This is a genomic window from Nocardioides sp. (assembly GCF_036274455.1).
Lineage (GTDB): Bacteria > Actinomycetota > Actinomycetes > Propionibacteriales > Nocardioidaceae > Nocardioides.
The window spans coordinates 14,428-36,996 of the sequence record NZ_DASUFR010000077.1; the positions used below are offsets into that span (position 1 = coordinate 14,428).

Here is a 22,569-nt window from a genome sequence, read left to right on the forward strand (position 1 = left end):
GATTTGTCACCGACGTACAGTTCTGGTGGGCGGACCGGGCCGCCCGAGCCGTAGGTGATGGAGCTCGTGACCGTAACCGACGTCGACCGCGACCGCCTCGAGAGCGCTCTCCTGGCGCGGCTGCCGGGTCTCCTCGACGAGGTGAGCGCCGGGCTGGCGACCAACTGGCCGGACTACTCGGAGTTCCTGGCCACCGACCGGACCGGGGTGGTCGAGGCCGCCGGCATCTTCGTTCGCTGGCTGGCCGAGCTCTCCGGACAGCCGCCGCAGGGGTCGCCGGGCCCGGACGGCCGCGGGATCGGCCCCGAGGACCCGACCGTGCAGCTGGTCTTCGAGCAGATCGGCCGCCGCGAGATGCGGGCGGGCAACGACCTCACCCGGCTGCTCACGGCCTTCCAGCTCGGCGCCCGCGTCGCGTGGCGCCACGTCTCGGCCACCGGGCTGGAGCTCGGCCTGCGGCCCGAGTCACTGGCCACCCTGGCCGATGCGGTCTTCGGCTTCGTCAACCAGCTCTCGTTCGCCGCGGCCCGCGGCTACCTCGCCGCCCAGCTCGACGACGCCCGCGCCCTCGAGCGCAACCGCGAGGCGCTCGCCGACCTGCTGCTGTCCGGCCGGGCCGGCACCCCGGCGACCCGCGCGGCCGCCGTACGTGCCGGGTGGGCCATCCCCGACCGCCTCGCGATCGCGGTCGTCGATCCCGACGACGAGGCCGCCCGGCGGATCGTGGACCACCTGGGCGCAGAGGTCCTGCCGATCCGCAAGAAGCAGCTGCACGGCGCCGTGGTCCCCTACGACGGCTCGGCGGCCGACCGGGAGCACCTGCGCCGCGAGCTGCGCGGGGCCCGCGCGGTGGTCGGCTACCCGGTGGCCCCTGACGCACTGCCGCGCACCGTCGAGGTCACCCGGACCGCGCTCGAGCTGCACGGCGCGGGGCTCCTCCACGGGGACCCGGCCTTCGTCGACCAGCACCTCGACACGATCATCGTGTGGCGGGACCAGGCGGTCACCAACGTGCTTCGTGAGCAGGTGCTGGCGCCGCTCGACGAGGTGTCGCCCGGCGTCCGTGACCGGCTCGTCACCACCCTGCGCAGCTGGCTGCACCACCAGGGCGACGTGCAGGCGGTCGCCGAGGAGCTGAGCATCCACCCCCAGACCGTGCGCTACCGGCTGGGCCAGCTCCGCGAGCACTTCGGCGACGCGCTCGACTCACCGCGAGACCGCGCTCGCCTGTTCCTGGTCCTCGGCTGGCCACTCCCGCGCTGAGGCGCGCAGCTCGGCCAGCGCCCTGGGAACGGCGGCGGCGACGGCGTCCGCGTCGAGCAGAGCCGGGTCCGCGGCGATCCCGAACCCGAGCCGTCCCGACCAGGCCAGGGCACCGATCGACGTCATCGCGCCGGGCGCCACCGGAAGGATCGGCAGCACGTGCCGGGTCTCGATGCCCAGCATCGTCAGCGCCGCCGGCGGGCCGGGCAGGTTCGAGACCACGGCGTGGAAGAACCGGCTGCCGTAGACCCTGCGCGCGAACCAGGCCGCGGCGGGCTCGGGAGCCAGGCGGAGCCCGGTGGAGACCACGAACCGCGAGGCGACCAGCCTCGTCGGCCGGCGCCGGCGCTGCGTGGCGCGGGCGACGTCCGCCAGCCGCTCGGCCAGCGGCCTGTCGTCGACGGGTACGTCGACCATCACCGAGCCCGTGGCGTTGCCCTGCCCGGACTCGCCGGACACCGGCAGCGCCTGGGTGAGTGCGACGCGGAGCCTCCCGCCGAGCCGGTCGGTCGCCGCGGGAGCGGCCTGCCGGATGCCCTCGCCGACCAGGGTGAGGACAACGTCGGTGACCCGGACGCCGTAGGCCCGGGCCACCTCGCGCACGTCGTCGAACCCGACCGAGGAGGCGCCGAACTGCCGGCGGGCCGAGCCCGAGGGCAGCTTCCGGGCGCCGCCGTCCGTGGCCAGCTGCGCCAGGCCGACGACGGTGGCTGCCGTCCGCTCGAGCGTGCGGCGTACTCCCCCCGGCTGCGACGGCGGGCGAGGGAGCTCGAGGATGGGCTGGAACAGGCGCAGCGTGTGGGCGACCGTGGCGAGGCCGTCGGCCATCGCGTGGTGGACCACGACGTAGACCGCCGGGCGGCCGTCGCCGATGTCGCGCACGACCACGAACCGCCACAGCGGCCGGTCGCGCGGGAGCGGCTCCGCCGCCGTCTCGGCGACCAGCCGGCGCAGCCCGGCCTCGCCGTCGCCGGTGTGCCGCTCGACCACGTGCCAATCGAGGTCGACCTCGGTGTCGACCCAACGGGGTCGCCGCCACCGGGTCGGTGGCGCGAGACGCTGGGCGAACCGGCGCCGGGGCACCAGTGCCTCGGCGACCAGGGTCCGCCACTCGTCCATGGTGGGCACCGGTTGCGACGGGGTCTCGAAGACGACGACGCCGCCGACGTGCTGGGGAGCCCCGGTCTCCTCGACGTGGAGGAAGAAGGCGTCGCTCGCGGGCACCACCTCGCCCTGGGCGGCCGGCGCGAACCAGCGCCACCAGGCGAAGGCCGCGCCGGCCCAGACGGGCACGAACGCGGCCGCGGCGTCGAGCACGTAGTGGTTGCCGGTCGCGAAGATGACGTACGCCGTGAGCAGCACGTGTGCCGCGCTCACCCACTGCAGCCACCGCGGCGCGCCGGCCCGGGCCAGTCCGTAGCTGACGAAGATCGCCCAGCCGAGGTGGAGTGACGGCATGGCGGCGAGCTGGTTCGAGGCGTCCACGACCCCGGTCCCCCACGACCCGATGGTGCCCCGGACCACCGTGTCGACGTACCCCTCGCCGAGGAGGCGGGGCGGCATGGTGGGCCACAGCCAGAAGACCGCGATCGCCAGCAGGTTGACCACGACGAAAACGTCACGGACGGGCCGCCACAGGTGAGGGTGGCGCACCCAGATCCACGCCAGCAGCGCGAGGGTGCTGAGCAGGTAGGTCCAGGCGTACTCGTAGTTGGCCAGCGTCGACAGCACGTGGTGCGGGGCGAGGGCGTCGTTGAGCCGGTGCTCGATGTCGATGTGGAGCCGGCCCTCGAGCCGCAGCAGCTGCTGGCCGTGGTGACGGGCAGCGGCACTCCGCTCGGGCGACTCGAGTGAGTCCACGAGGACGTAGACCCCGAAGAGGGCCAGCCCGAGGACGACCTGACCGGCCAGCCCGGGCCGATCGGCCCTGCTCCCGGACCCGGCAGAGCTCACCTGTTTGTCATAGCACGCTTCAGGTGGCGGTCACCGCGCGGTGGCCGAAGCTGAAGCGCAACCCCTCGATCTGGCGCAGCCGCGACCAGCCCCAGTAGGCGCATGCGGCCACCGAGAGCGCGGTGAGCAGGCCGCTGAACAGGCCGCGCGAGAAGACCCCGGCCGCGACGCCCCAGTGGAGCACCCCGAGGCTCATTCCGGCGTCGAGCAGCCGCGAGACGCCCCACAGGAGCGAGACCTGGACGAACATCCGGCGGACCCGCCGGTCCTCGGTCATCAGCACCGGCAGGTGCACGAAGTCCTGGGCGAGCCGCAGCGTGATCGGGCGGCCGACGAGTGCACTGCCGATGAACAGCGTCGCCATGAACACCGACCCGAGGACCGGCTGCAGGAGGTAGACGTAGACGCTCGACAGCGCCAGCGCGACCACGGTCCGGCCGACCAGCATGGTGATCGCCAGCAGGAGCACGCCGGGGACCCGGTCGACGGTCGCGATCCGCACGGCGACCGTCACCGCGCACCACCCGAGCACGGCGGCCAGCCCGGCTACGCCGCTCACGGTCACCATGAAGACGTAGAGCAGGAGCGTGGGCACGACCACGGTCTCGAGGAGCAGCCGGAGGCCCCGCCGGGCGGCTCCGGGGAGGTGGCCGAGATCGATGACGTGCTCGGCTTCCGCGGCCATGCCGACCAGTAAAACACCGGATCGCGGCAGCGTCAGATCCTCGTCAGATCTTCGCGTACTCGTGCCGGTCCTCCTCGCGGACCAGCCAGTCACGGACCGATGTCGACCCGCCCAACCCCCAGGCTCCGAGGACGATGAGCAGGCCCGCGCCTGAGACCGCCGCCAGGGTGCCCGGGTCGGTCGGGAACACCACCGGGAAGGCGAGGACCCCGATGGCGTAGCTGGCCAGCGGGTTGACCGCCTCCTTGGTGGCCACCGCCCAGGGCAGCGGGCCGTTGGCGAAGGCGACCTGCTCGAGGACCAGACCGACGAGCGTCGACGCGGCCAGGGCGTAGCCGACCCAGTCCCGTGCGGTGTAGCCGACGCCGTGGTCGACGAGGTCGGTGGCGGTGAGCTTGATGAACACCGCGGTCATCGCGAAGCACAGACCCGAGCAGCTGCCCGCGACGAGGAGCACGGCCTTCGGCGAGCCGAGCCGCGCGGCCAGCGGGATCGCCACCACGATCACCGCGACCACGGCCACGACGGCCAGAACCACCCGCGCGCGCGACGCCGCACCGTCCAGGTCGGTGACCTGGACGACGCCGAGCAGCAGCACCAGCCCGGCACAGATCAGGGCGGCCGACACCCAGTCCCGCGGCCGCGGCCAGCGACGCCGCTCGAGAGAGGCCATCGGCAGCGCGAAGAGCAGCTGCGTGGCCAGCAGGGGCTGCACCGACGCCACCGACCCGAGGTGCAGCGCGAGCGCCTGCACGAAGAACCCGACCAGGTTGACCAGCCAGCCCATCAGCCAGGTCGGGTGCCGGACCAGGCTTCCCATCAGCCTGGCGAGACTGCCCAGCAGCGACCTGCCGCGGCGGGTCGTGGTCCGCGCCGCGCGCTGCTGGAGGAATGCGGCCAGGGCGAGCAGGAACGAGGCCAGCACGCCGAGAACCGTGGCCACTCCCTGGGTGCTCATGGTGGTCCCTCAACGCCTCCCGACCGGACTTGTTCCCCGAACCGCGCGGACAGCCTCCGGAAGGCCCGCGGCGCCAGCGCACGCACGCTCGGCGCGACCGCCAGCCAGCGCGGCACCCAGGCCTCCGGCCTTCCGTGCCGCACCACGTCCAGCGTCACGGCGGCGACCCGCTCGGGATCGACCGGTCTGGGGAAGCGGCGGCCGTAGGGCCGGCCCCGGTTGTCGAAGAACGAGGTCCGCACCGCACCGGGCACGACCACGCTGACCGACACGCCCGAGCCCACCAGCTCCAGCCGCAGGCTCTCGGCGAAGGCGTCCAGGCCGGCCTTCGCGGCGGCGTACACCGCCTCGCCGGCCACGCCGGTCCGGCCGGCCACCGAGCCCACCAGGACGATCTGCCCGCAGTTCCTCGCGACCATGCCGGGAAGCACCGCCCGGGTGAGGGCGAGCGGGGCGACCAGGTCGAGCTCGACCAGCCTCCGCAGCTCACCGTCGCCCATGCCGGCGAACGGCCCGGACCACCCGGCGCCCGCGCCGGCCACGAGGATGTCGATCCTGCCGTCCACCGCGAGGGCCCGGTCGGCGAGGTCGCCGTGGCTGCCGGGCACGGCCAGGTCCGCTACCAGTGGGCTGCCGCCGGTCAGCCGGGCGACCTCCTCGGTGCGGGCGGCGTCGCGGCCGTGCACCAGGACCTGCGCTCCCTCGGCGGCCAGCCGCAGCGCCACCGCTCTGCCGATCCCGGACGAAGCACCCGTCACCAGGGCGACTCTCCCGCGCACGTTCACCACTGCCGACTCTAGGAGACTCCCGGCTCCAAGGCGTCGACGATACTAGAACCTGTTACAGTTTCGCGGCATGAGCGGCCCTCTCCCGGACGAGGCCGACGTCGTCGTGGTGGGCGCGGGTGGGGCCGGCATGTGCGCCGCCCTGGCCGCGGCCAAGCAGGGGCTGGACGTCGTCCTGGTGGAGCGCAGCGGCTACTTCGGCGGTTCGACGGCCCGCAGCGGCGGCGGGGTCTGGATGCCCGGCAACACCGCGCTGCGCAAGGCCGGACAGGTCTCCCCCGACGACCTGGAGCAGGCCCGCCTCTACCTGGACTCGATCGTCGGCGACGACGTGCCGAAGGTCCGCCGGGACACCTACATCGACCGCGGTCCGGAGGTGCTCGACTTCATCGAGGCGAGCACGCCGGTGCGGTTCCGGTGGGTGCCCGGCTACTCCGACTACCACCCCGAGGCGCCCGGTGGCCGCGCCGCCGGCCGCTCCTGCGAGCCGGTCCCGCTGGACGCGCGGTTCCTCGGTGCCGAGCTCGGCCGGCTGCACCCGCAGTACACCAAGGCGCCGGCGAACCTGATCGTGACGCAGGCAGACTTCCGCAAGCTCAGCCTGGGCCTGCGCACCTGGCGCGGCCCGGTGACCGTGCTCAAGGTTTTCCTCAACCGAGTGGCGAGCAGCCTGCTCCGGCGGCGGATGTACGCGATGGGCAACGCGATCGCGATCGGCCTGCGCAAGGGGCTCCTCGAGGCCGGCGTGCCGGTCCTCTACGACACCGAGCTGACCGGCCTGGTCCTCGAGGACGGCCGGGTGAACGGTGTCCGGGTCACCCACGACGACCGGCCCGGCGAGATCCGGGCGCGCCGCGGGGTGATCCTCGGCAGCGGCGGCTTCGAGAAGAACCTCGAGCTGAGGGTGAAGTACCAGCCGCACCCGGTCTCGGTCGACTGGACGACCGGCTCGCAGTTCAACTCCGGCGGCGGCATCCTCGCGGGCATCGCGGCGGGCGCGCAGACCGACCTCATGGACGACGCGTGGTGGGGCCCGACGATCCCGCTGCCCAACGGACCGTGGTTCTGCCTGTCCGAGCGCAACCTGCCCGGCTCGATCATCGTCAACCAGGCCGGGCTCCGCTTCATGAATGAGGCGCTGCCCTACGTCGAGGCCGTGCACGCGATGCACGCCGGCGAGGCCACCGGCGTCGGCCACGTGCCCAGCTGGATGGTGATCGACCAGCGCTACCGCAACCGCTACCTCTTCGCCGGCCTGTCGCCCCGGCAGCCCTTCCCGGGGCACTGGCTCGAGCACGGCGTGGTCAGGAAGGCGTCGACCATCGAGGCGCTGGCCGCCGGGATCGGCGTACCGGCCGAGTCGCTGAGGGAGACCGTCGAGCGGTTCAACGACTTCGCACGGCGCGGCGTCGACGAGGACTTCCACCGGGGCGAGTCGGCCTACGACAAGTACTACTCCGACCCCACGGTGAAGCCGAACCCCTCCCTGCACGTCATCGACAAGGCGCCGTTCTACGCGGTCAAGATCGTCCCGGGCGACCTCGGCACCAAGGGCGGGCTGGTCACCGACGAGCGGGCACGCGTGCTGCGGCCCGACGGCTCGGTGATCGAGGGGCTGTACGCCGCCGGCAACGCCTCGGCCGCGGTGATGGGCCACACCTACGCCGGCCCCGGGGCGACGATCGGTCCGGCGCTCGCGTTCGGCTACCTGGCCGCGGAGGACATCGCCCAAGGAGCTTCCCGGGCCGCCCACCAGGAGACCGCCTGATGCCGATCGACCCGGAAGCGGCCATCGGCGCACCCGTCGGCGAGCGGTCGTTCTCGTGGACGTCGAGCGACGTGCTGCTCTACCACCTCGCGATCGGTGCCGGGTCCCGTCCCGGCGACCACGTCGACAGCGCGGCCCTGCGGTGGACCACGGACGGCGCCGGGCTCCAGGTGCTGCCGTCGTTCGGCGTGGTGGCGCCGACGTTCCACGAGGCCGACCCGCCGGCGCTGGACCTCCCCGGCTGCGACATCGGCCTGTCCCAGGTGGTGCACGGCTCGCAGGCGATCACGGTGCACGCGCCGCTGCCGACGTCCGGCTCGGCGACGGTCCGGACGACGCTCACCGACGTGTGGGACAAGGGCACTGCTGCGGTGATCTGGCAGGAAGGGGTCGCCACCTCGGAGTCGGGCGAGGAGCTGTGGAGCACCCGGTCGTCGATCTTCGTGCGCGGCGAGGGCGGGTGGGGCGGACCGCGCGGGTCATCCGAGCGCGTCGAGCTGCCGGACCGGGGACCGGACGCGGAGACGGCCTACGACATCACCCCGCAGCAGGCGCTGCTCTACCGCCTGTGTGGCGACCGGAACCCGCTGCACTCCGACCCGGCCTTCGCCGAGGCGGCCGGCTTCCCGGCGCCGATCCTGCACGGGCTGTGCTCCTACGGCATCGTGCTGCGCGAGCTCACCACCGCGCTGCTCGGTGGTGATGCGACCGGGGTGGCCGGGTTCGCGGCGAGGTTCACCGGTGTCGTCCACCCCGGCGAGACGATCCGGGTGCGGGGCTGGCGGGACGGCGACCGGGTCGTCGGCGACGCCACGGTCGCGGCCGACGGCGAGCGCGACGGCGCGCCCGTGCTCGGCGACGTCGTGCTCACCCTCAGGTAGGCCCGAACCGGTCGGCGAGCGCCCCGGCCACCGCGGCCGGGGAGGGCATCACGGCGATCTCGCTCGCGACCTTCTCCGTGCCCCGTCGCAGCGTGTCGTCGGACAGCACCCGCTCCACGGCGCCGCGCACCGTCGTCGCCGTGGACTCCTCGGGTCGCAGCACCACGACGGCCCCGGCCCGGAGACCGCCCTCCGCGTTGCGGAACTGGTCCGCCGCCTGCGGTAGGCAGAGCTGGGGGACGCCTTGCGCCAGAGCACCCAGGAAGGTCCCGGAGCCGCCGTGCGAGACGACCGCGGTGCACCTGGTGAGCACCTCGGCCTGGTCGACCCAGGCCGCGACCTGCACATGGCGGGGCTGGTCCCCCAGCGACGCGGGGTCGACCCCGGGTCCGACGGCGACCAGGGTCGGCACCCCGAGCCCGGCGACTCCGGCGACGACCTCGCGCAGCAGGCCGGGCCGGTTGTGCACCGTCCCCAACGTGACGTAGACGAGCGGTTCGGCCGGCCGTGGGGAGGCGGACGCGGTCACTGGCCGCAACGGGTGCACCTCGGCGATGTGGCCGACCGGGGTGGCCTGGACCGACGCCGGGCAGATGTCGAGGTAGCCGTTTCGGAAGCAGCCGGCGTACGGCAGCGCGTCGAGACCGTGCGCCCGCCACAGGCCGCCCAGGCGCTCGCGGGTGTCGTCGAGGATGCCGACCGGCACCGCGGTGCCGAACGAGTGGGTGACGCTCGGCACCGAGCAGAGCGCCCCGACCAGTGGTGCGGCCAGCTCGGCGTGCTCGTGGACGAGCAGGTCCGGCTGCCACTCGCGGGCGAGCGGGAGCAGGTCCTCGACCATCCGCGGGGTCAGCGCCGACCCGAACATCCGGGGGAAGACGAACGGCGGACGCTCGGCGCCGGGGAGGGCCTCGGCCGGGCCGAGCACCTCGGCGCGGAGCGCCTTCTCCTCCGCGCCGTGCGCGCCGGCTGCGACCGCGTCGATCCCGGCCTCCTTGACCAGCGGCGTCGCCTGCGCGGCCGTGGCGAAGAGCACCTCGTGGCCGGCGTCCCGGAACGCAGTGGCGAGCTGGAGCATGGGGATGACGTGGCCGAGGCCGCTGGTCGAGGAGAACAGCACGCGCATGAGGCACTGTGTCAGAGGTGCGAGCGCGGTGACTACCGCACGAACGGTGCCACGAGGTCCACGAACCCGGCCGGGTCGTCGACCCACGGGAAGTGGCCGGCACCCTCCTGCACGGCCAGCTCGCCGCGCGGGAACAGCGCTGCCACCTCGGCCATCACCGGAGTCGGGTTCCCGGTGTCGCAGCCGCCGGCCAGCACCAGCACCGGGACGTCGAGGGCGGCGAGCGCACGTCGGGTGGCCCCGGGCTCGAAGGCACCGTCGGCGCCCCAGACCGTGGCCGGCTCCTCCAGCCGCCGCTCATCCATCCAGGCCTCGTACGCACGCGCCTCGTCGTCCCAACGGCCGTACATCAGCGCCGAGATCCCGCGCCAGTCGGCCTCGTCCACCGAGCCGGCCTGGACCCGCTCCAGCGCGGCCGCGGCCTCGGCGTACCACGGTTCCCCCGAGCGACGCCGGGCCATCGCGGTGCGCGCCTCGTCGGTGGTCTCGATGCCGACCCCCCGAGGACTGGGGGTCACGAGCAGCAGCCGCCTGACCCGCTCCGGGCGCAGCTCGGCGTAGCGGTAGGCGAGGTTGGCGCCGGCCGAGTGTGCCATCAGGTCGAGCCGCTCGAGACCGAGCTCGCGGCGCACGGCGTCGATGTCGGCGACCTGCCGGTCGCAGCGGTACGACGCCGGGTCGGCGGGCACGCCGGAGGCACCGGTGCCACGGAGGTCGAGCCGGGCGAAAGCCCGCTGCTCGGCCAGGCCGCCGAGGTCGCGCAGGTAGGCGGAGTCGAGCATCGGTCCGCCGGGCAGGCAGAGCAGCGGCCCTGCGTCGTCCGGCCCCGCGTCGTCCGGCCCTGTGTCGTCCGGCTCGCCGTGCAGGTGGAGGGCGAGCCGGGTGCCGTCGTCGGCCTCGACGTGCGTGACGGTCACGGGCGCCGCCCGACGACGTAGAGCCGCTGGGTGCTCTCTCCGCGGGTGGAGACCGGGCCGCGGACGTACCACTCGATGTCCCGCAGGCCGGCGGCCTCGGCCAGCGCCGCCACGTCGGCGGGGTCGTGCTGCACCACGTCGTGGTCGACCGGGACACCGAACCACTCGTCGACGTGACGCACCTCGGCGCCGGCGTGCAGGGCGACGATGAGCCAGCCGCCGGCGGCGAGTGGGCGGGCCAGCGCGGCCAGGGCGTCGGGCAGCTCCGAGGCGGCCAGGTGGATCAGGGAGTACCACGCGAGCACCGCCGACCAGCCGGGCGCGGAGGTCGGCCGCATCAGCTTGCGCAGGTCGCCCACCTGGTAGGCGCCGTCCGGGAACCGCCGCCGCGCCTCCTCGACCATCGCGGGCGAGATGTCGATGCCCTGGGCGTCGGCGCCGAGGTCGGCGAGGAACGCCGTGACGTGGCCCGGGCCGGAGCCGACCTCGACGACCGGCCCGCCGGCCGCGTGACCAGCGACGCGGGTGAGCAGCCAGCGCTCGAACGGCAGCCCGTCGAGCTCGTCGACGAGCTGGTCGGCGTACGCCGTCGCGACCGCGTCGTAGGTGGCCCGCACCCGCTCGTCGCGGGCATCGGCACCCGACGACAGGACGCTCTCCCGGTCGACGGTGGGCGCCGCGACCGCCACGGGTCCCGCGGCCTCGGGGACCTCGCCCAGCAGGTGGACCCAGCGGCTGTCGTGCTGGCCGCGCAGACGGGGCAGCTCGCGGACCAGCGGCTCGGGCCGGGCGGCCAGGCCGGCCAGCACCACCTCGACCCCACCGCGGTCGGCGAACGCGTGCAGCCGGTCGGTGCGTGTCTTCAGCTCGCCGGGTGCCTGGGCCCCACGCAGCAGCAGCACGGTGACCAGCGCCCGCTCCGCGTCGTCCAGCTCCAGCGCCTCGGACAGCAGCTGGTGGTACTTCAACGTCCGCCGGCCGGTGTCGGACCACACGATCCGGACCAGCTGGCGGTCCTTGAGCCGGCGCAGCGCCGCCTCGACCGTGGCCTCGTCGTAGTCGACCACGGGGTCGCGGCTGCTGGTCTGGTTGCAGCCGGTGCGGACGGAGGCCAGCGTCATCGGGTAGGTGGTGGGAACGGTCACCTGCTTCTCGAGGAGCACCCCCAGGATGCGTTGCTCCTCGGCATCGAGCTCGGGGAGAGGCACGGGGTCAACCTAGTAGGAACCCCACCTCGACCTCGTCGGGGTGCTGTCGCCGCCGGATCTCGCCGTTGCGGGGACATGTGAGCGATGTCACAGTGAGTTACTCGGATCCTGCCAATTTGCTGCCAGAGAGTCGGATCATGCGCCGGTCGTCATTAGTCACCCTCGTCCTCGCCCTTCTCGTCGCGCTCGGCGCCGGGCTGACCGCGGCGGCCGGGACGTCGTCCCCCAGCGCCGGCAGAGACCCGGGCCCACTCGACGTCTACACGGCGGCCGTGACGGCGGACCAGCTGTCCCTGCTCACGCAGGCGGGTGTCGACGTGAGCGAGCAGCGGCGGACCGAGGGTGCTGTCGAGGTCGACATGGTCCTGGACAAGGCCCAGGCCAAGGCGCTCCGGGGACACGGCATCGACCTGAAGCTCAAGCGGATCAAGGGCGGCCAGACGGTCCGGCAGTTCGCGGCCGCGCAAGCGGCCGGCGGCTTCAACGTCTGGCGCTCGTACGACGAGGCCGGAGGCATCCGCGACCAGCTCTACGCCGTGGCGCGCAAGAACCCCCAGCTGGTGAAGCTCGAGGTCCTCGGCCACACCGGCCAGGGTCGCGAGATCATCGCGGTGAAGCTGACCCAGGGTGCGCAAGAGGTACCGGACGGCGCCCGTCCCGCGGTCCTGTACAGCGCCACGCAGCACGCGCGGGAGTGGATCGCCACCGAGGTCGACCGGCGGCTGATGAACCACTTCATCAGCGCGTGGCGGGCCAACGACCGTGAGATCAAGAAGCTGCTCCAGAAGAACGAGTTCTGGTTCATCCTCGTGGCCAACCCCGACGGCTACCAGTACACGTTCGACCACGAGCGGCTGTGGCGGAAGAACCTGCGGGACAACAACGGGGACGGGGTGACCCAGGTCGGCGACGGCGTCGACCCCAACCGCAACTTCCCCAACCACTGGGGTTGGGACGAGGAGGGCTCGTCGTCGATCCCGTCGAGCGACACCTACCGCGGCCCTGCGCCCACGTCCGAGCCCGAGACCCAGGCCATGGTCGGGCTGCTCGACCGGATCAAGTTCAAGTTCCAGGTCAACTACCACTCCAACGGCCAGTGGCTGCTCTACGCCGAGGGCTGGCAGACCAGCACCCCCACGGCAGACGACCCGATCTACTACGCAATGTCCGGCAACCTCGACAACCCGGCCATCGCCGAGTTCCATCCGGGGCTGAGCTCCGACGTGCTCTACGTGACCAACGGCGAGACGACGGACTACGCGCACGCGAAGGACGGGACCCTGGCGTGGACGCCTGAGCTGTCCGCGGGCTGCGACGGTTGCAGCTTCGTCTTCCCGGACGACGAGGCGCTGGTCCAGGCCGAGTTCGAGCGCAACCTGCCGTTCGCGATGTCGGTGGCCCGTTCGGCGGCCGACCCTGACGACCCGAAGACGGTCACCGGGATCACGACGAAGCCTTTCTACATCGACAGCGAGGACCCCTACAAGAGGAGCAACCCGGGCACCCAGTTGAGCTTCACCAAGTCCTACGGCGACCCGCAGCCGGTCGCCGTGATCGCCAAGCGGAGCCTCGGCGCCGTGACGGTGCGCTACCGCATCAACGGGGGCCCGGTGAAGTCGGCACCGACGTCGGAGTGGCAGGGCGGGTCGAGGTACAAGCCGGCGTCCGTCTACTACCACCAGATGCGGGGTGTGGTCACCGGAACCGACCCCGGCGACTCGGTCGAGGTCTGGTTCGAGGGAGGCGGTCAGCGAAGTGCCTCCTTCACCTACCAAGCCGTGTGGGAGACCGGAAACCGCGTTCTTGTCGTGGCCGCCGAGGACTACACCGGCGCCTCGCCGGCACAGGCGGCCGATGGCCCGCACTTCGCCGGCACCTACCTGGCTGCCCTGGCCGCCAATGGCGTGGCCGCCGACATGTACGACGTCGACTCCGGTCGCTCGGCTCCTGATGCGCTCGGGGTGCTCAGCCACTACGACGCGGTGATCTGGGAGACGGGCAACGACCTCGTGACTCGCACGGCCGGTCGGCTCGGCGGCAACGTGGACCTGCTGGCGCTCGACGAGATCCTGCAGTTCCGCTCGTACATGAACGAGGGCGGCAGGGTGCTCTTCGCGGGCGACTCCGCCGGTCAGCAGTACACCACCAACGTCGGCAACCAGGTCTACGACCCGAAGGGCGAGATCGCATGCAGCCCGGCGCCGCCCCCAGGCACCGACCCGCGGCGGTGCCTGCCGCTGTGGGGTTCGTTCGGCGGTGGTGACCAGACCCACGACGTGCTCCAGTACTACTTCGGCGGCTACCTGGCCGTGCCTGCCGACGGTCTGGACGACAACGGTGCCGCGTTCGACTCGATCGGCATCGACGACCCGTTCGCGGGCCTCTCGTGGAGCCTCGACGACCCCGTCCCGGCAGGGAACGCCATCCGGCGGTCGTCGTTCATCTCGACGAGCGGCATCCTCCCGGTCGAGGAGTTCAAGCAGTTCGAGAGCTGGCCGTCCGCACGGTACGACAAGCCCGGCGGGCCGTTCGAGCCGCACACCGGAACCCACTACGTCTACTCGCAGATAGCCGATGTGTCCTACAAGAGGCTGACCCGCGAGGTCGCGGTGCCGGCGGCGGGCGGGTCGATGACGTTCTGGACGTCGTACGACACCGAGCCGGCATGGGACCACCTGTTCGTGGAGGCCCGGACGCCGAACCAGGACAACTGGACGACGCTGCCGGACGCCAACGGGCACACGACGACGGACACCGGTGAGAGCTGCAAGGCGGAGAACTCCGGTGGCTGGCGCACCTTGCACCCGCAGATGGACCACTACCAGACCCAGGATGGTCTCTCGACGTGCACGCCCACCGGCACCACAGGCGCGTGGAACGCCACCAGCGGCAACTCGGCCGGTTGGCAGCAATGGAGCATCGACCTGGATGCATACGCCAACCAGACCGTCGAGATCTCCATCGCCTACGCCAGCGACTGGGCCACCCAGGGCCTCGGGGTGTTCCTCGACGACATCGCGCTCCCCGACGGCACCAGCACCTCGTTCGAGAGCGGTCTGGAGGGATGGACGGTCACCGGACCGCCCACTGGCAGCGCGCCGAACGCGAACAACTTCATCGCCACGGACGCGTCCAGCTTCCCGGTCGGGAACACCATCGCGACCCCGCACTCCCTGTTGATGGGCTTCGGGCTCGAAGGGGTGCCCGCGGACGAGCGCGACGCGGTGATGGGACGGGCACTCGACCAGCTGCTCGACTGACGCTTGAGCCGGGCCGCCCGCACGCCGAGCGGGCGGCCCGGTCAATACTGGCCGCATGGGCGTCATGGACGGCTGGGAACCGGGCGAGCACACCGCGAGCGGCGTCACGCACGCGACGTACCGCAAGGGCACCGGACCGGGCGTCATCGTCATCTCCGAGCTCCCGGGGATCACCGAGGACGTGCTCACCTTCGCCGGTGAGGTGGTGGCGCAGGGGCACACCGTCGTCCTGCCGCACCTGTTCGGGCACGCGCCGAGCCCGGACTCCGCCGTGGCGACCATGCGGTCGCTGCGGCAGGCGTGCGTCAACAAGGAGTTCAACAAGCTCAGGCTGCGCCAGACCTCGCCGATCGCCGACTGGCTGCGCTCGCTGGCCCGCGAGCTGCACGCTGAGCTCGGCGGGCCCGGTGTGGGTGCGCTCGGCATGTGCCTCACCGGCGGCTTCGCGCTGGCGATGATGGTGGACGAAGCGGTGGCGGCGCCGGTGCTGGCCCAGCCGTCGCTGCCGTTCGCGATCGGCAAGGCCCGGGCCGCGGACCTCAACCTCTCCGCCAGCGACCTGCTCAAGGTCAAGGAGCGCGCCGCGGCGGGCTGCCAGGTGCTGGGGCTGCGCTACGCACAGGACATGGCGACGGGCACCCGGTTCGAGACGCTCAGCCGCGAGATCGGCGACGCCTTCATCCGCGTCGAGTTCCCCGGCCGCAAGCACTCGACCCTGACCGTGCACCGCCAGGACGAGGCCGTGGAGCGGGTGCTGGCGTTCTTCCGGGAGAAGCTGCTCACGAGCTGAGGATCAGCCCGCTGGTCGGGACGCCGGTGCCGGCGGTGACGAGCACGTGCGGCACGTCCGGGAGCTGGTTGACCGACGTACCCCGGAGCTGGCGGACCGCCTCGGCGATGCCGTTCATGCCGTGGATGTAGGCCTCGCCGAGCTGGCCGCCGTGGGTGTTGAGCGGCAGCCGGCCATCGACCTCGATGGTGCCGTCGCGGACGAAGTCCTTGGCCTCGCCCCGGCCGCAGAAGCCGAGCTCCTCGAGCTGCATCAGGACGTAGGGCGTGAAGTGGTCGTAGAGGATCGCCATCGGCATGTCGTCGGGGGCGAGGATCGACTGCCGCCACAGCTCGCGGCCGACCACGCCCATCTCCGGGATGCCGATGTCGTCGCGGTAGTAGGACGTCATGACGTACTGGTCGGCGCCGCTGCCCTGGGCCGCGGCCGTGACGACCGCAGGTGCCTGACGCAGGTCGCGGGCCCGCTCCACCGACGTGACGACCAGCGCCACCGCGCCGTCGGACTCCTGGCAGCAGTCGAGCAGGTGCAGCGGGTCCACGATCATCCGCGAGGCCTGGTGGTCCTCCAGGGTGATCGGCTTCTGGAAGAAGAACGCGCGGGGGTTGGTGGCGGCGTGGCGCCGGTCGGCCACCGCCACCCGTCCGAAGTCCTCGGAGGTGGCGCCGTAGTCGTGCATGTAGCGCCGGGCCTGCATCGCCACGGTCGCGGCCGGCGTCCCGAGCCCCATCGGGTAGGTCCACGCGTTGTCGAGGCCGTTGGTGTTGACCTGGGTGGCCGCGGCGAGGGAGAACTGCCCGAACCTGGACCCCGACCGCTCGTTGAAGCCGCGGTAGCAGACCACCACGTCGGCGACGCCGGTCGCCACCGCCATCGCCGCGTGCTGGACGGTGGCGCAGGCGCCGCCGCCACCGAAGTTGACCCGGCTGAAGAAGCGCAGCTCCGGCACACCGAGCTCGCGGGCCACGGCGATCTCCGACGACGTGTCCATGGTGAACGTCGTGAACCCGTCCACGTCGTTCGGCGTCAGCCCGCAGTCGGTCAGGGCCGCCCGCACCGCCTCGACCGAGAGCTGGAGCTCCGAGCGGCCGGAGTGCTTGGAGAACTCGGTGGCGCCGATGCCGACGATCGCGGCCTTCCCGGACAGCGTCATGCCCCATCACCCCGGCTCGTGACCGCAGCCATCGCCTGTCGAGCCCGTCGAGACCCCCGCAGCGCAGGCTGGGAGCCGACCCCGCGGACATCTCGACAAGCTCGATGAGCGGTGGTCCAGCCCCAGCGGACCTCACCCCGCGCTCGATGAGCGGTAGTCCGGTCCCGGCAGGTCCTCGGATGCTCGGTCACACCGCCACCTTCACGGTGCCGGTCACGTGGTCGCCCAGCGACACCCGGCCCACGACGTCGATGGTCGCGATGCCGCCCTCGACCGAGGTGACGGTGCCGCTGAAGGTGAGCGTGTCGTAGGGGTGCGCGGGCGCGCCGAGCCGGATCGCGATCCCCTTCAGCTCCGCGTCGTGGCCGGCCCAGTCGACGACGTACTTCTCGACCAGCCCGTTGGTTGTCAGGATGTTCATGAAGATGTCCCTGGACCCGGCGGCCTGCGCGGCGTCGCGGTCGTGGTGGACGTCCTGCCAGTCGCGGGTGGCGATCGCGGTGCTGACGATCGTGGTCGGCGTCAGCGGCAGGCTCCACTCCGGGACCACCTGGCCCGCCTCGAGCGTCCTCATCGCCCCTCCCGGACCGCCGGGCGCCAGACCGGCAGGGTGAGCTCGTCGTCGATCTTGTTGAAGTCGACCCGCAGCGGCATCCCGATCTCGATCTCGTCGTCGGCCACGCCGACCACCTCGCCCACCATCCGCACACCCTCGTCGAGGTCGATCAGGGCGATGACGATCGGCAGCTCCTTGCCCGGGACCGGCGGGTGGCGGTGCACGACGTAGGAGAAGACCGTCCCGGTGCCGGCGGCCACGTCGTAGCCGCGGTCGTACGCCGAGCAGGACCGGCAGGCCGGACCGGGCGGGAACCGCTTCGCGCCGCAGGCGTTGCACCTCTGGATCCGGAGCTCACCGACCCTGGTGCCGTCCCAGAAGAACTGCGAGTCCCGGTTGACCATCGGCCGCACGGTCATGGGCGGTCCCTCGGGACGAACTTGAGCACCCGGAAGAGCATGGTCGCGACCACCTCGCTCTGTCCGTCCGGGGTCGCGACGTACCAGGTGTTGCGCGAGGTCACGAAGTAGCCCTCGCCCATCGCGGTGCTCTTGGGGCCGGTCACCGACTCCAGGGCGCTGGTGACCCGGAGCCGCTCGCCGACGCGGACGTAGCGCTCGTAGGTCTGCTCGCAGTTGGTCCCGAGCACCGCGGGGTAGCCCTGCGCGGTGAGGAACTCGGTCATCCGGCTCAGCGGGTCCTCCGGCGGCCGACTCCGCCCCAGCCCCGGCATCGTCCACACCTGCGCCATCGACGGCGGTGCCTCGCCGTGCCGGAACCGCTCGTTGTCGTAGCCCATCGCGTCCAGCCAGGTCCCGATGGTTGCCTGGTTGACCTCGTAGGGCGCCACCGACTCCGATGCCTCGCCGAGCGCCTTGATCCGCTCGGCCTCGGCCATGATCCGGGCGTGCCGGTCGGTCACCGGGGCACCCGCGGGAGGCCGAGCCCGAACATCGCGATCAGCTCGCGCTGCACCTCCTGGACCCCGCCACCGAAGGTGAGGACCAGGTTCCGCTTCTTCTGGCCGTCGAGGTAGGCCATCAACCGCCCCGTCTCGTCGTCCGCCGGATCGCCGTAGCGGTGCACGACGCGGGTCAGCTCGTCGAGCAGCCCCTGCACCCGGTCGGCGGCGAACACCTTCGACGACGACGCGTCGCCGACGGAGATCTCGCCCGCCTCGGCCGCGCGCGCCACCTCCCAGTTGAGCAGCTCGTTGACCCGGAACGCCGCCGTGACCCGGCCCATCAGCTCGACCACGTCCGGCCGCTCGCTCACCCCCGCCTTGGTGGCCCAGTCGAGGACCCGGTCGCGCAGTCCCTCGATCCGGCCGGCCGGGCCCAGCATCACCCGCTCGTGGTTGAGCTGGGTGGTGATCAGCTTCCAGCCCCGGTTCTCCTCCCCGACCACCATGTCGGCCGGCACGCGCACGTCGTTGTAGTAGGTCGCGTTGACGTGGTGGGCGCCGTCGGCGGTGATGATCGGCGTGTGTGAGTAGCCGGGGTCGGTGGTGTCGACGATGAGGATCGAGATGCCCTCGTGCTTCGGCGCGTCCGGGTCGGTGCGCGCTGCCAGCCAGACGTAGTCGGCCTGGTGGCCGCCGGTGGTCCACATCTTCTGGCCGTTGACGACGTAGTGGTCGCCGTCGCGCCTCGCGGTGGTGCGGAGCGAGGCGAGGTCCGTGCCGGCCTCGGGCTCGGAGTAGCCGATCGCGAAGTGCACCTCGCCGTCGAGGATCCGCCTGAGGAACAGGTCCTTCTGCTTCTGGCTGCCGTACCTGATCAGCGTGGGCCCGACCGTCTGCAGCGTCACCGCGGGCAGGTGCACGTCGGCGTAGTGCGCCTCGTTGGCGAAGATCGTCTGCTCGACCTCGCCGAGCCCGTGGCCGCCGTACTCCTTCGGCCAGCCGACGCCCATCCAGCCGTCCCGGCCCATCTGCCGCACGATCCGCTGGTAGCTCTCGCCGTGCCGGTCGAGGGCCAGCTCCTGCTCGTCGTACTGGCCGGCGAGGCCGGCGAAGTAGGCGCGGAGCTCGTGCTTGAGCCGGCGCTGGTCGGCGGTGAGCTCGAGGTTCTTGCTGGTCGGGTCCTCGACCGGCACCGCGTCGGCCCGGACGTCGAGGAGGTGGGTGATGTCGGTGACCCAGCTGAAGTAGTGGTGGAGCGGGTAGGTCTGGTCGACGCCAACGCCGCCGTGCAGGTGGTGACAGGTCCGCAGCGCCTGCGGGGCCTCGGTGCACGTCCAGTACGCCGCCACCGCGAGGTCGTCCGCGGCGTCGAGCGCCTCGTCGATCCGCCAGGCGGCGTTGCCTGCAGCAAGGTCGAGGGTGCGCGAGGCGATGTGGACCTCGGCGATCTGCATCGCGACCGCCTGGAACTCGGCGAGCGAACGGCCGAACTGGGTGCGGTCCTTGACGTAGGACGCGGTGAGGTCGCGGGCGCCGGTGACGAGTCCGGCGGCCGTGAGGCAGAGGCCGGCCGTCCACAGGTCGTGCAGCGTCCGGGCTGCTCCCTCGACCACCTCGGCCCGCGCGCCGTCGAGGACGACGGTGTGGGTCGTGGTCCGGGCGCTCGAGCCCGACTCGAGCAGGGTCACGCCCGGGTCGCTCAGGTCGACGAGAGCGACGACGGCCGCGCCGTCCTGCTGGGCGGTCACGAGCAGGTGGGTGGACTCGGCGGCGTAGGTCACCGCGACCTTGCGGCCGGTGACCGTGCCGCCGACGAAGGTCGTGGAGCCGAGGTCGCGCACCGCCGCGGTCAGGACCCGGTCACCGGTCACGACGCCGCGGAGGAGCTCCTGTTGCTCGGGGGAGCCGTGGCGCGCGAGCGTGAGCACGCTGCAGCACAGCGTCTCCCAGACCGGGAGGTGCCGGGCCCGGGCGCCGGTCTCGCGGAGCAGGATGCCGACCTCGGGGAGGCCGAGCCCCTCTCCGCCGTACGCCGCCGGGACGGCGAGCCCGAGCAGTCCGGCCTCGGCGAGCTCGGCCCAGCCGCCGTCGCGGTCGAGGACGTCGGCCAGGACCGACGTCACTGCCGCGAGCGACTCCGCCTTGTCGAGCACGGACTTGTCGAGCACGGAAAAACTGTAACGTGTTCTAGATCGGAGGACCATGTCCTCAGGCCGGGCGCGACTCCCCGGACGAGTGGTCGATGCGGGAGCGCTCGGCCGCGAGCAGCCGCTGCCAGATGTCGACGACCGCGGCGTCGCGGCCGGCGATGTCCCGCTCGAGCAGCTCGATGCGCAGCGCGGCCTCGCGGAAGCGGCCCGCGTCGATGGCGTCGCGCACGGCGTCGAGCTCGTTGAGCGCGCGGTCCGCAGCTGTGCCGTCCATCATGGCGCCCACCTCCCCGCGGAACAGACCTGCACCTTCCCTGTGACGAGGATCGCAGCCACCTGGTTCACCTCGCAGGGGTTTTCCACAAGGCGCCAAGTGACTCGCCGGTAGGTTTGACAGGTGTCATTCCCGTCGTTCCGGACTCGGGCACTGCTCTATGCCGCGCTGACCGCCAACGCGATCCGGCCCCTGCCGGGGTTCCGGGCCGGGGTCCCGTCGTTCTTCGCGGGCTGGATCACCACCGAGCTGGCCCCGCACTGGCTGGCCGTCACCGCGGCCGACGCCGCGACCCACCTCTCCGAGAAGCGCCGTGACCCGGTGGCGCTGACCCTGGCCGGGGCGACGGCCGCCGGCCTCGGCTACCTGATCCACCAGGCCCAGCGCGACCAGCACACCGCCGAGGCGGCGCTCACCGCCGCGCTGGGCGCCGAGTACGGCGAACGGCTCGACCGGCTGCCGACCCCCGCCGACCAGCGGACGCCCTGGCGGACCCTGGTCAACCCGTTCCACACCTTCCGGCACCCGCGGGTCCCGATCCGCGTCGAGCGCGGCATCGCGTTCGGGCCGGCCGGGCGTCGCAACCAGCTCGACATCTACCGGCCGGCCGAGGACGTCGAGAACGCGCCGGTGCTGCTCCAGGTCCACGGAGGCGCCTGGATGCTCGGCAAGAAGGAGGAGCAGGGCATCCCGCTCATGCAGCACCTGGCCGCCAAGGGCTGGGTCTGCGTCGCGATCAACTACCGCCTCTCACCGCGCGACCCGTGGCCCGCCCAGGTCGTCGACGTGAAGAAGGCGATCCACTGGATCCGCGACAACATCGCGTCCTACGGCGGCGACCCGGACTACATCGCGATCACCGGCGGCTCGGCCGGCGGCCACCTCGCGGCCCTGACGGCGCTCACGCCCAACGCGCCGGAGTGGCAGCCCGGCTTCGAGGACGCCGACACCTCGGTCCAGCTCGCCGTGCCGCACTACGGGGTCTACGACTTCGCCGGCTCGACCGGGACCGAGGCGGCCACCCAGCTGCGCGACCTGTTCCTGGCGAAGTGGGTGATGCAGACGACCTGGCAGGACGACCCGGAGGTCTACGAGGACGCCAGCCCGATCCTGCGAGTCACCCCGGACGCACCCGACTTCTTCGTGCTCCACGGCGCCCACGACACGCTGGTGCCGGTCGACCAGGCCCGGCAGTTCGTGGCCCGGCTGCGCGAGGTGTCCAAGCGGTCGGTGGTCTACGCCGAGCTCCCCGGCGCCCAGCACGCCTTCGACATCTTCCCGTCGGTCCGGTCGGCGCACGTCGTCCGCGCCATCGACCGCTACCTGCACTGGCACTGGAACCAGTACCGCCGCGAGCGCGACCCGGCCACGCCCTGAGGTGGGCGTCAGGGTCGGCGTCGGGTGAAAACCTGATGTGCTTAGGGGTAGCTCAGGAGGATCCTCGGGAGCATGACCCCTTCCGCCGACCCCGCCCCCGTCACCGTCCGGACGCTTCGACCGCGCCTCGACGACGACACCCTGCGTGCCCTCCGTCGAGCCCGGATCCGTCGCCGCAGGCGCACCCAGCGCATCCTCACTCGGATCTGAGGATGCCGGTCACTCCCGATAGGGAATGCGCCCGATGCCCCGCACCACGTCTTAGGAACAGTCTCCAACCATGAGCCCATTCGCCGCAGCACCATCCCTGGCCGTCCGCCTGCTCGGCCCGTCCGAGGACGAGCGCCTCACCAGGGCCCGGCACCACGCCCGCATCCGCGCTCGCGCCCGTCGCCAACGAGCCCGCCGGTAGACCAGCGCCGGCCGGCCGCCGGCACGGCGTGACCCGGTGACCGCCCTACGTGGTCCCCGCCGCGCCACCTGGGTGGTTGCCCCGATGCCGAAGGCGTGGCTCCTCCGTCAGGTTGTGCGCATGCCCCCGTTCTCTGCGTCTCCTGAGAC

General features: G+C 72.4%; 19 protein-coding genes. 6 read left to right on the top strand and 13 right to left on the bottom strand.

From position 1 onward, the window contains the following. The first annotated feature begins 66 nt into the window (after positions 1-66). Positions 67-1,263, top strand: coding sequence for a helix-turn-helix domain-containing protein (locus VFV89_RS07570; RefSeq protein ID WP_329705310.1), 1,197 nt, complete (start codon positions 67-69; stop codon positions 1,261-1,263). On the opposite strand, the gene VFV89_RS07575 is transcribed toward VFV89_RS07570, so the two are convergent. The 4 genes from VFV89_RS07575 to VFV89_RS07590 are packed head-to-tail and all read right to left on the bottom strand — an operon-like array spanning position 1,207 to position 5,617. Continuing rightward, positions 1,207-3,216: a bifunctional phosphatase PAP2/O-acyltransferase family protein gene (locus VFV89_RS07575; protein WP_329705311.1), complete on the bottom strand. Its 2,010-nt coding sequence runs from the start codon at positions 3,214-3,216 to the stop codon at positions 1,207-1,209. The two genes, VFV89_RS07570 and VFV89_RS07575, sit on opposite strands and share 57 nt — an antisense overlap. Before the next feature lie 19 nt (positions 3,217-3,235). Continuing rightward, positions 3,236-3,901: a hypothetical protein gene (locus VFV89_RS07580; protein ID WP_329705312.1), complete on the bottom strand. Its 666-nt coding sequence runs from the start codon at positions 3,899-3,901 to the stop codon at positions 3,236-3,238. A gap of 43 nt (positions 3,902-3,944) precedes the next feature. Next, positions 3,945-4,859 (bottom strand): DMT family transporter, encoded by a 915-nt coding sequence (locus VFV89_RS07585; protein WP_329705313.1) that lies wholly within the window; start codon positions 4,857-4,859, stop codon positions 3,945-3,947. After that, positions 4,856-5,617, bottom strand: coding sequence for an SDR family NAD(P)-dependent oxidoreductase (locus VFV89_RS07590; protein WP_329705314.1), 762 nt, complete (start codon positions 5,615-5,617; stop codon positions 4,856-4,858). Before VFV89_RS07590 ends, VFV89_RS07585 begins: the two co-directional genes overlap by 4 nt. Positions 5,618-5,714: 97 nt before the next feature. Here VFV89_RS07590 and kstD point away from each other — a divergent pair, with 97 nt between their 5' ends. Both kstD and VFV89_RS07600 read left to right on the top strand, forming a co-directional pair. Next, positions 5,715-7,412: a 3-oxosteroid 1-dehydrogenase gene (kstD, locus tag VFV89_RS07595; protein WP_329705315.1), complete on the top strand. Its 1,698-nt coding sequence runs from the start codon at positions 5,715-5,717 to the stop codon at positions 7,410-7,412. Continuing rightward, entirely contained in the window at positions 7,412-8,293 is an 882-nt protein-coding gene (locus tag VFV89_RS07600; protein WP_329705316.1) for a MaoC/PaaZ C-terminal domain-containing protein, read from the top strand. Before kstD ends, VFV89_RS07600 begins: the two co-directional genes overlap by 1 nt. Here the strand turns inward: VFV89_RS07600 and VFV89_RS07605 are convergent. Genes VFV89_RS07605 through VFV89_RS07615 form a run of 3 tightly spaced genes read right to left on the bottom strand, consistent with a single transcriptional unit; the run spans position 8,286 to position 11,544 of the window. Continuing rightward, positions 8,286-9,419, bottom strand: a complete 1,134-nt coding sequence (locus VFV89_RS07605) for a glycosyltransferase (RefSeq protein ID WP_329705317.1) — start codon at positions 9,417-9,419, stop codon at positions 8,286-8,288. The two genes, VFV89_RS07600 and VFV89_RS07605, sit on opposite strands and share 8 nt — an antisense overlap. A gap of 32 nt (positions 9,420-9,451) precedes the next feature. Further along, a complete protein-coding gene (locus VFV89_RS07610; RefSeq protein WP_329705318.1) occupies positions 9,452-10,336 on the bottom strand; it encodes an alpha/beta hydrolase in 885 nt (294 codons plus the stop codon). Beyond that, positions 10,333-11,544 (bottom strand): DUF480 domain-containing protein, encoded by a 1,212-nt coding sequence (locus VFV89_RS07615; protein ID WP_329705319.1) that lies wholly within the window; start codon positions 11,542-11,544, stop codon positions 10,333-10,335. Before VFV89_RS07615 ends, VFV89_RS07610 begins: the two co-directional genes overlap by 4 nt. 137 nt (positions 11,545-11,681) lie before the next feature. On the opposite strand from VFV89_RS07615, the gene VFV89_RS07620 reads away from it, so the two are divergent. Both VFV89_RS07620 and VFV89_RS07625 read left to right on the top strand, forming a co-directional pair. Continuing rightward, complete coding sequence (locus tag VFV89_RS07620) at positions 11,682-14,804, top strand: M14 family metallopeptidase (RefSeq protein WP_329705320.1); 3,123 nt, start codon at positions 11,682-11,684, stop codon at positions 14,802-14,804. Positions 14,805-14,859: 55 nt separating this feature from the next. Beyond that, the gene (locus VFV89_RS07625) at positions 14,860-15,594 is read left to right on the top strand and encodes a dienelactone hydrolase family protein (RefSeq protein WP_329705321.1); all 735 of its coding nucleotides are present in this window, start codon (positions 14,860-14,862) and stop codon (positions 15,592-15,594) included. On the opposite strand, the gene VFV89_RS07630 is transcribed toward VFV89_RS07625, so the two are convergent. From VFV89_RS07630 to VFV89_RS07655, 6 genes are all read right to left on the bottom strand, one after another. Beyond that, complete coding sequence (locus VFV89_RS07630) at positions 15,584-16,747, bottom strand: lipid-transfer protein (RefSeq protein ID WP_329705322.1); 1,164 nt, start codon at positions 16,745-16,747, stop codon at positions 15,584-15,586. The genes VFV89_RS07625 and VFV89_RS07630 overlap by 11 nt on opposite strands. A 187-nt stretch (positions 16,748-16,934) precedes the next feature. Then, the gene (locus tag VFV89_RS07635) at positions 16,935-17,321 is read right to left on the bottom strand and encodes a MaoC family dehydratase (protein WP_329705323.1); all 387 of its coding nucleotides are present in this window, start codon (positions 17,319-17,321) and stop codon (positions 16,935-16,937) included. Beyond that, on the bottom strand, positions 17,318-17,722 hold the full coding sequence (locus VFV89_RS07640; protein ID WP_329705324.1) for a Zn-ribbon domain-containing OB-fold protein: 405 nt from the start codon (positions 17,720-17,722) through the stop codon (positions 17,318-17,320). The genes VFV89_RS07635 and VFV89_RS07640 overlap by 4 nt, the downstream gene beginning before the upstream one ends. After that, positions 17,719-18,225: an FAS1-like dehydratase domain-containing protein gene (locus VFV89_RS07645; RefSeq protein WP_329705325.1), complete on the bottom strand. Its 507-nt coding sequence runs from the start codon at positions 18,223-18,225 to the stop codon at positions 17,719-17,721. The genes VFV89_RS07640 and VFV89_RS07645 overlap by 4 nt, the downstream gene beginning before the upstream one ends. Further along, the gene (locus VFV89_RS07650) at positions 18,222-20,375 is read right to left on the bottom strand and encodes an acyl-CoA dehydrogenase (protein WP_329705326.1); all 2,154 of its coding nucleotides are present in this window, start codon (positions 20,373-20,375) and stop codon (positions 18,222-18,224) included. The genes VFV89_RS07645 and VFV89_RS07650 overlap by 4 nt, the downstream gene beginning before the upstream one ends. A 40-nt stretch (positions 20,376-20,415) precedes the next feature. Then, a complete protein-coding gene (locus VFV89_RS07655; protein WP_329705327.1) occupies positions 20,416-20,634 on the bottom strand; it encodes a hypothetical protein in 219 nt (72 codons plus the stop codon). 120 nt (positions 20,635-20,754) lie between these two features. On the opposite strand from VFV89_RS07655, the gene VFV89_RS07660 reads away from it, so the two are divergent. Then, the gene (locus VFV89_RS07660) at positions 20,755-22,008 is read left to right on the top strand and encodes an alpha/beta hydrolase (protein ID WP_329705328.1); all 1,254 of its coding nucleotides are present in this window, start codon (positions 20,755-20,757) and stop codon (positions 22,006-22,008) included. Positions 22,009-22,569 lie beyond the last annotated feature (561 nt).

What these genes read in the sequence shown, in the direction of transcription:
- kstD (WP_329705315.1), top strand. Translation starts at nt 5,715, where the DNA reads ATGAGCGGCCCTCTCCCGGACGAGGCCGACGTCGTCGTGGTGGGCGCG.
- VFV89_RS07585 (WP_329705313.1), bottom strand. Translation starts at nt 4,859, where the DNA reads ATGAGCACCCAGGGAGTGGCCACGGTTCTCGGCGTGCTGGCCTCGTTC.
- VFV89_RS07630 (WP_329705322.1), bottom strand. Translation starts at nt 16,747, where the DNA reads ATGACGCTGTCCGGGAAGGCCGCGATCGTCGGCATCGGCGCCACCGAG.
- VFV89_RS07625 (WP_329705321.1), top strand. Translation starts at nt 14,860, where the DNA reads ATGGGCGTCATGGACGGCTGGGAACCGGGCGAGCACACCGCGAGCGGC.
- VFV89_RS07600 (WP_329705316.1), top strand. Translation starts at nt 7,412, where the DNA reads ATGCCGATCGACCCGGAAGCGGCCATCGGCGCACCCGTCGGCGAGCGG.
- VFV89_RS07635 (WP_329705323.1), bottom strand. Translation starts at nt 17,321, where the DNA reads ATGAGGACGCTCGAGGCGGGCCAGGTGGTCCCGGAGTGGAGCCTGCCG.
- VFV89_RS07620 (WP_329705320.1), top strand. Translation starts at nt 11,682, where the DNA reads ATGCGCCGGTCGTCATTAGTCACCCTCGTCCTCGCCCTTCTCGTCGCG.
- VFV89_RS07655 (WP_329705327.1), bottom strand. Translation starts at nt 20,634, where the DNA reads ATGATGGACGGCACAGCTGCGGACCGCGCGCTCAACGAGCTCGACGCC.
- VFV89_RS07580 (WP_329705312.1), bottom strand. Translation starts at nt 3,901, where the DNA reads ATGGCCGCGGAAGCCGAGCACGTCATCGATCTCGGCCACCTCCCCGGA.
- VFV89_RS07640 (WP_329705324.1), bottom strand. Translation starts at nt 17,722, where the DNA reads ATGACCGTGCGGCCGATGGTCAACCGGGACTCGCAGTTCTTCTGGGAC.
- VFV89_RS07605 (WP_329705317.1), bottom strand. Translation starts at nt 9,419, where the DNA reads ATGCGCGTGCTGTTCTCCTCGACCAGCGGCCTCGGCCACGTCATCCCC.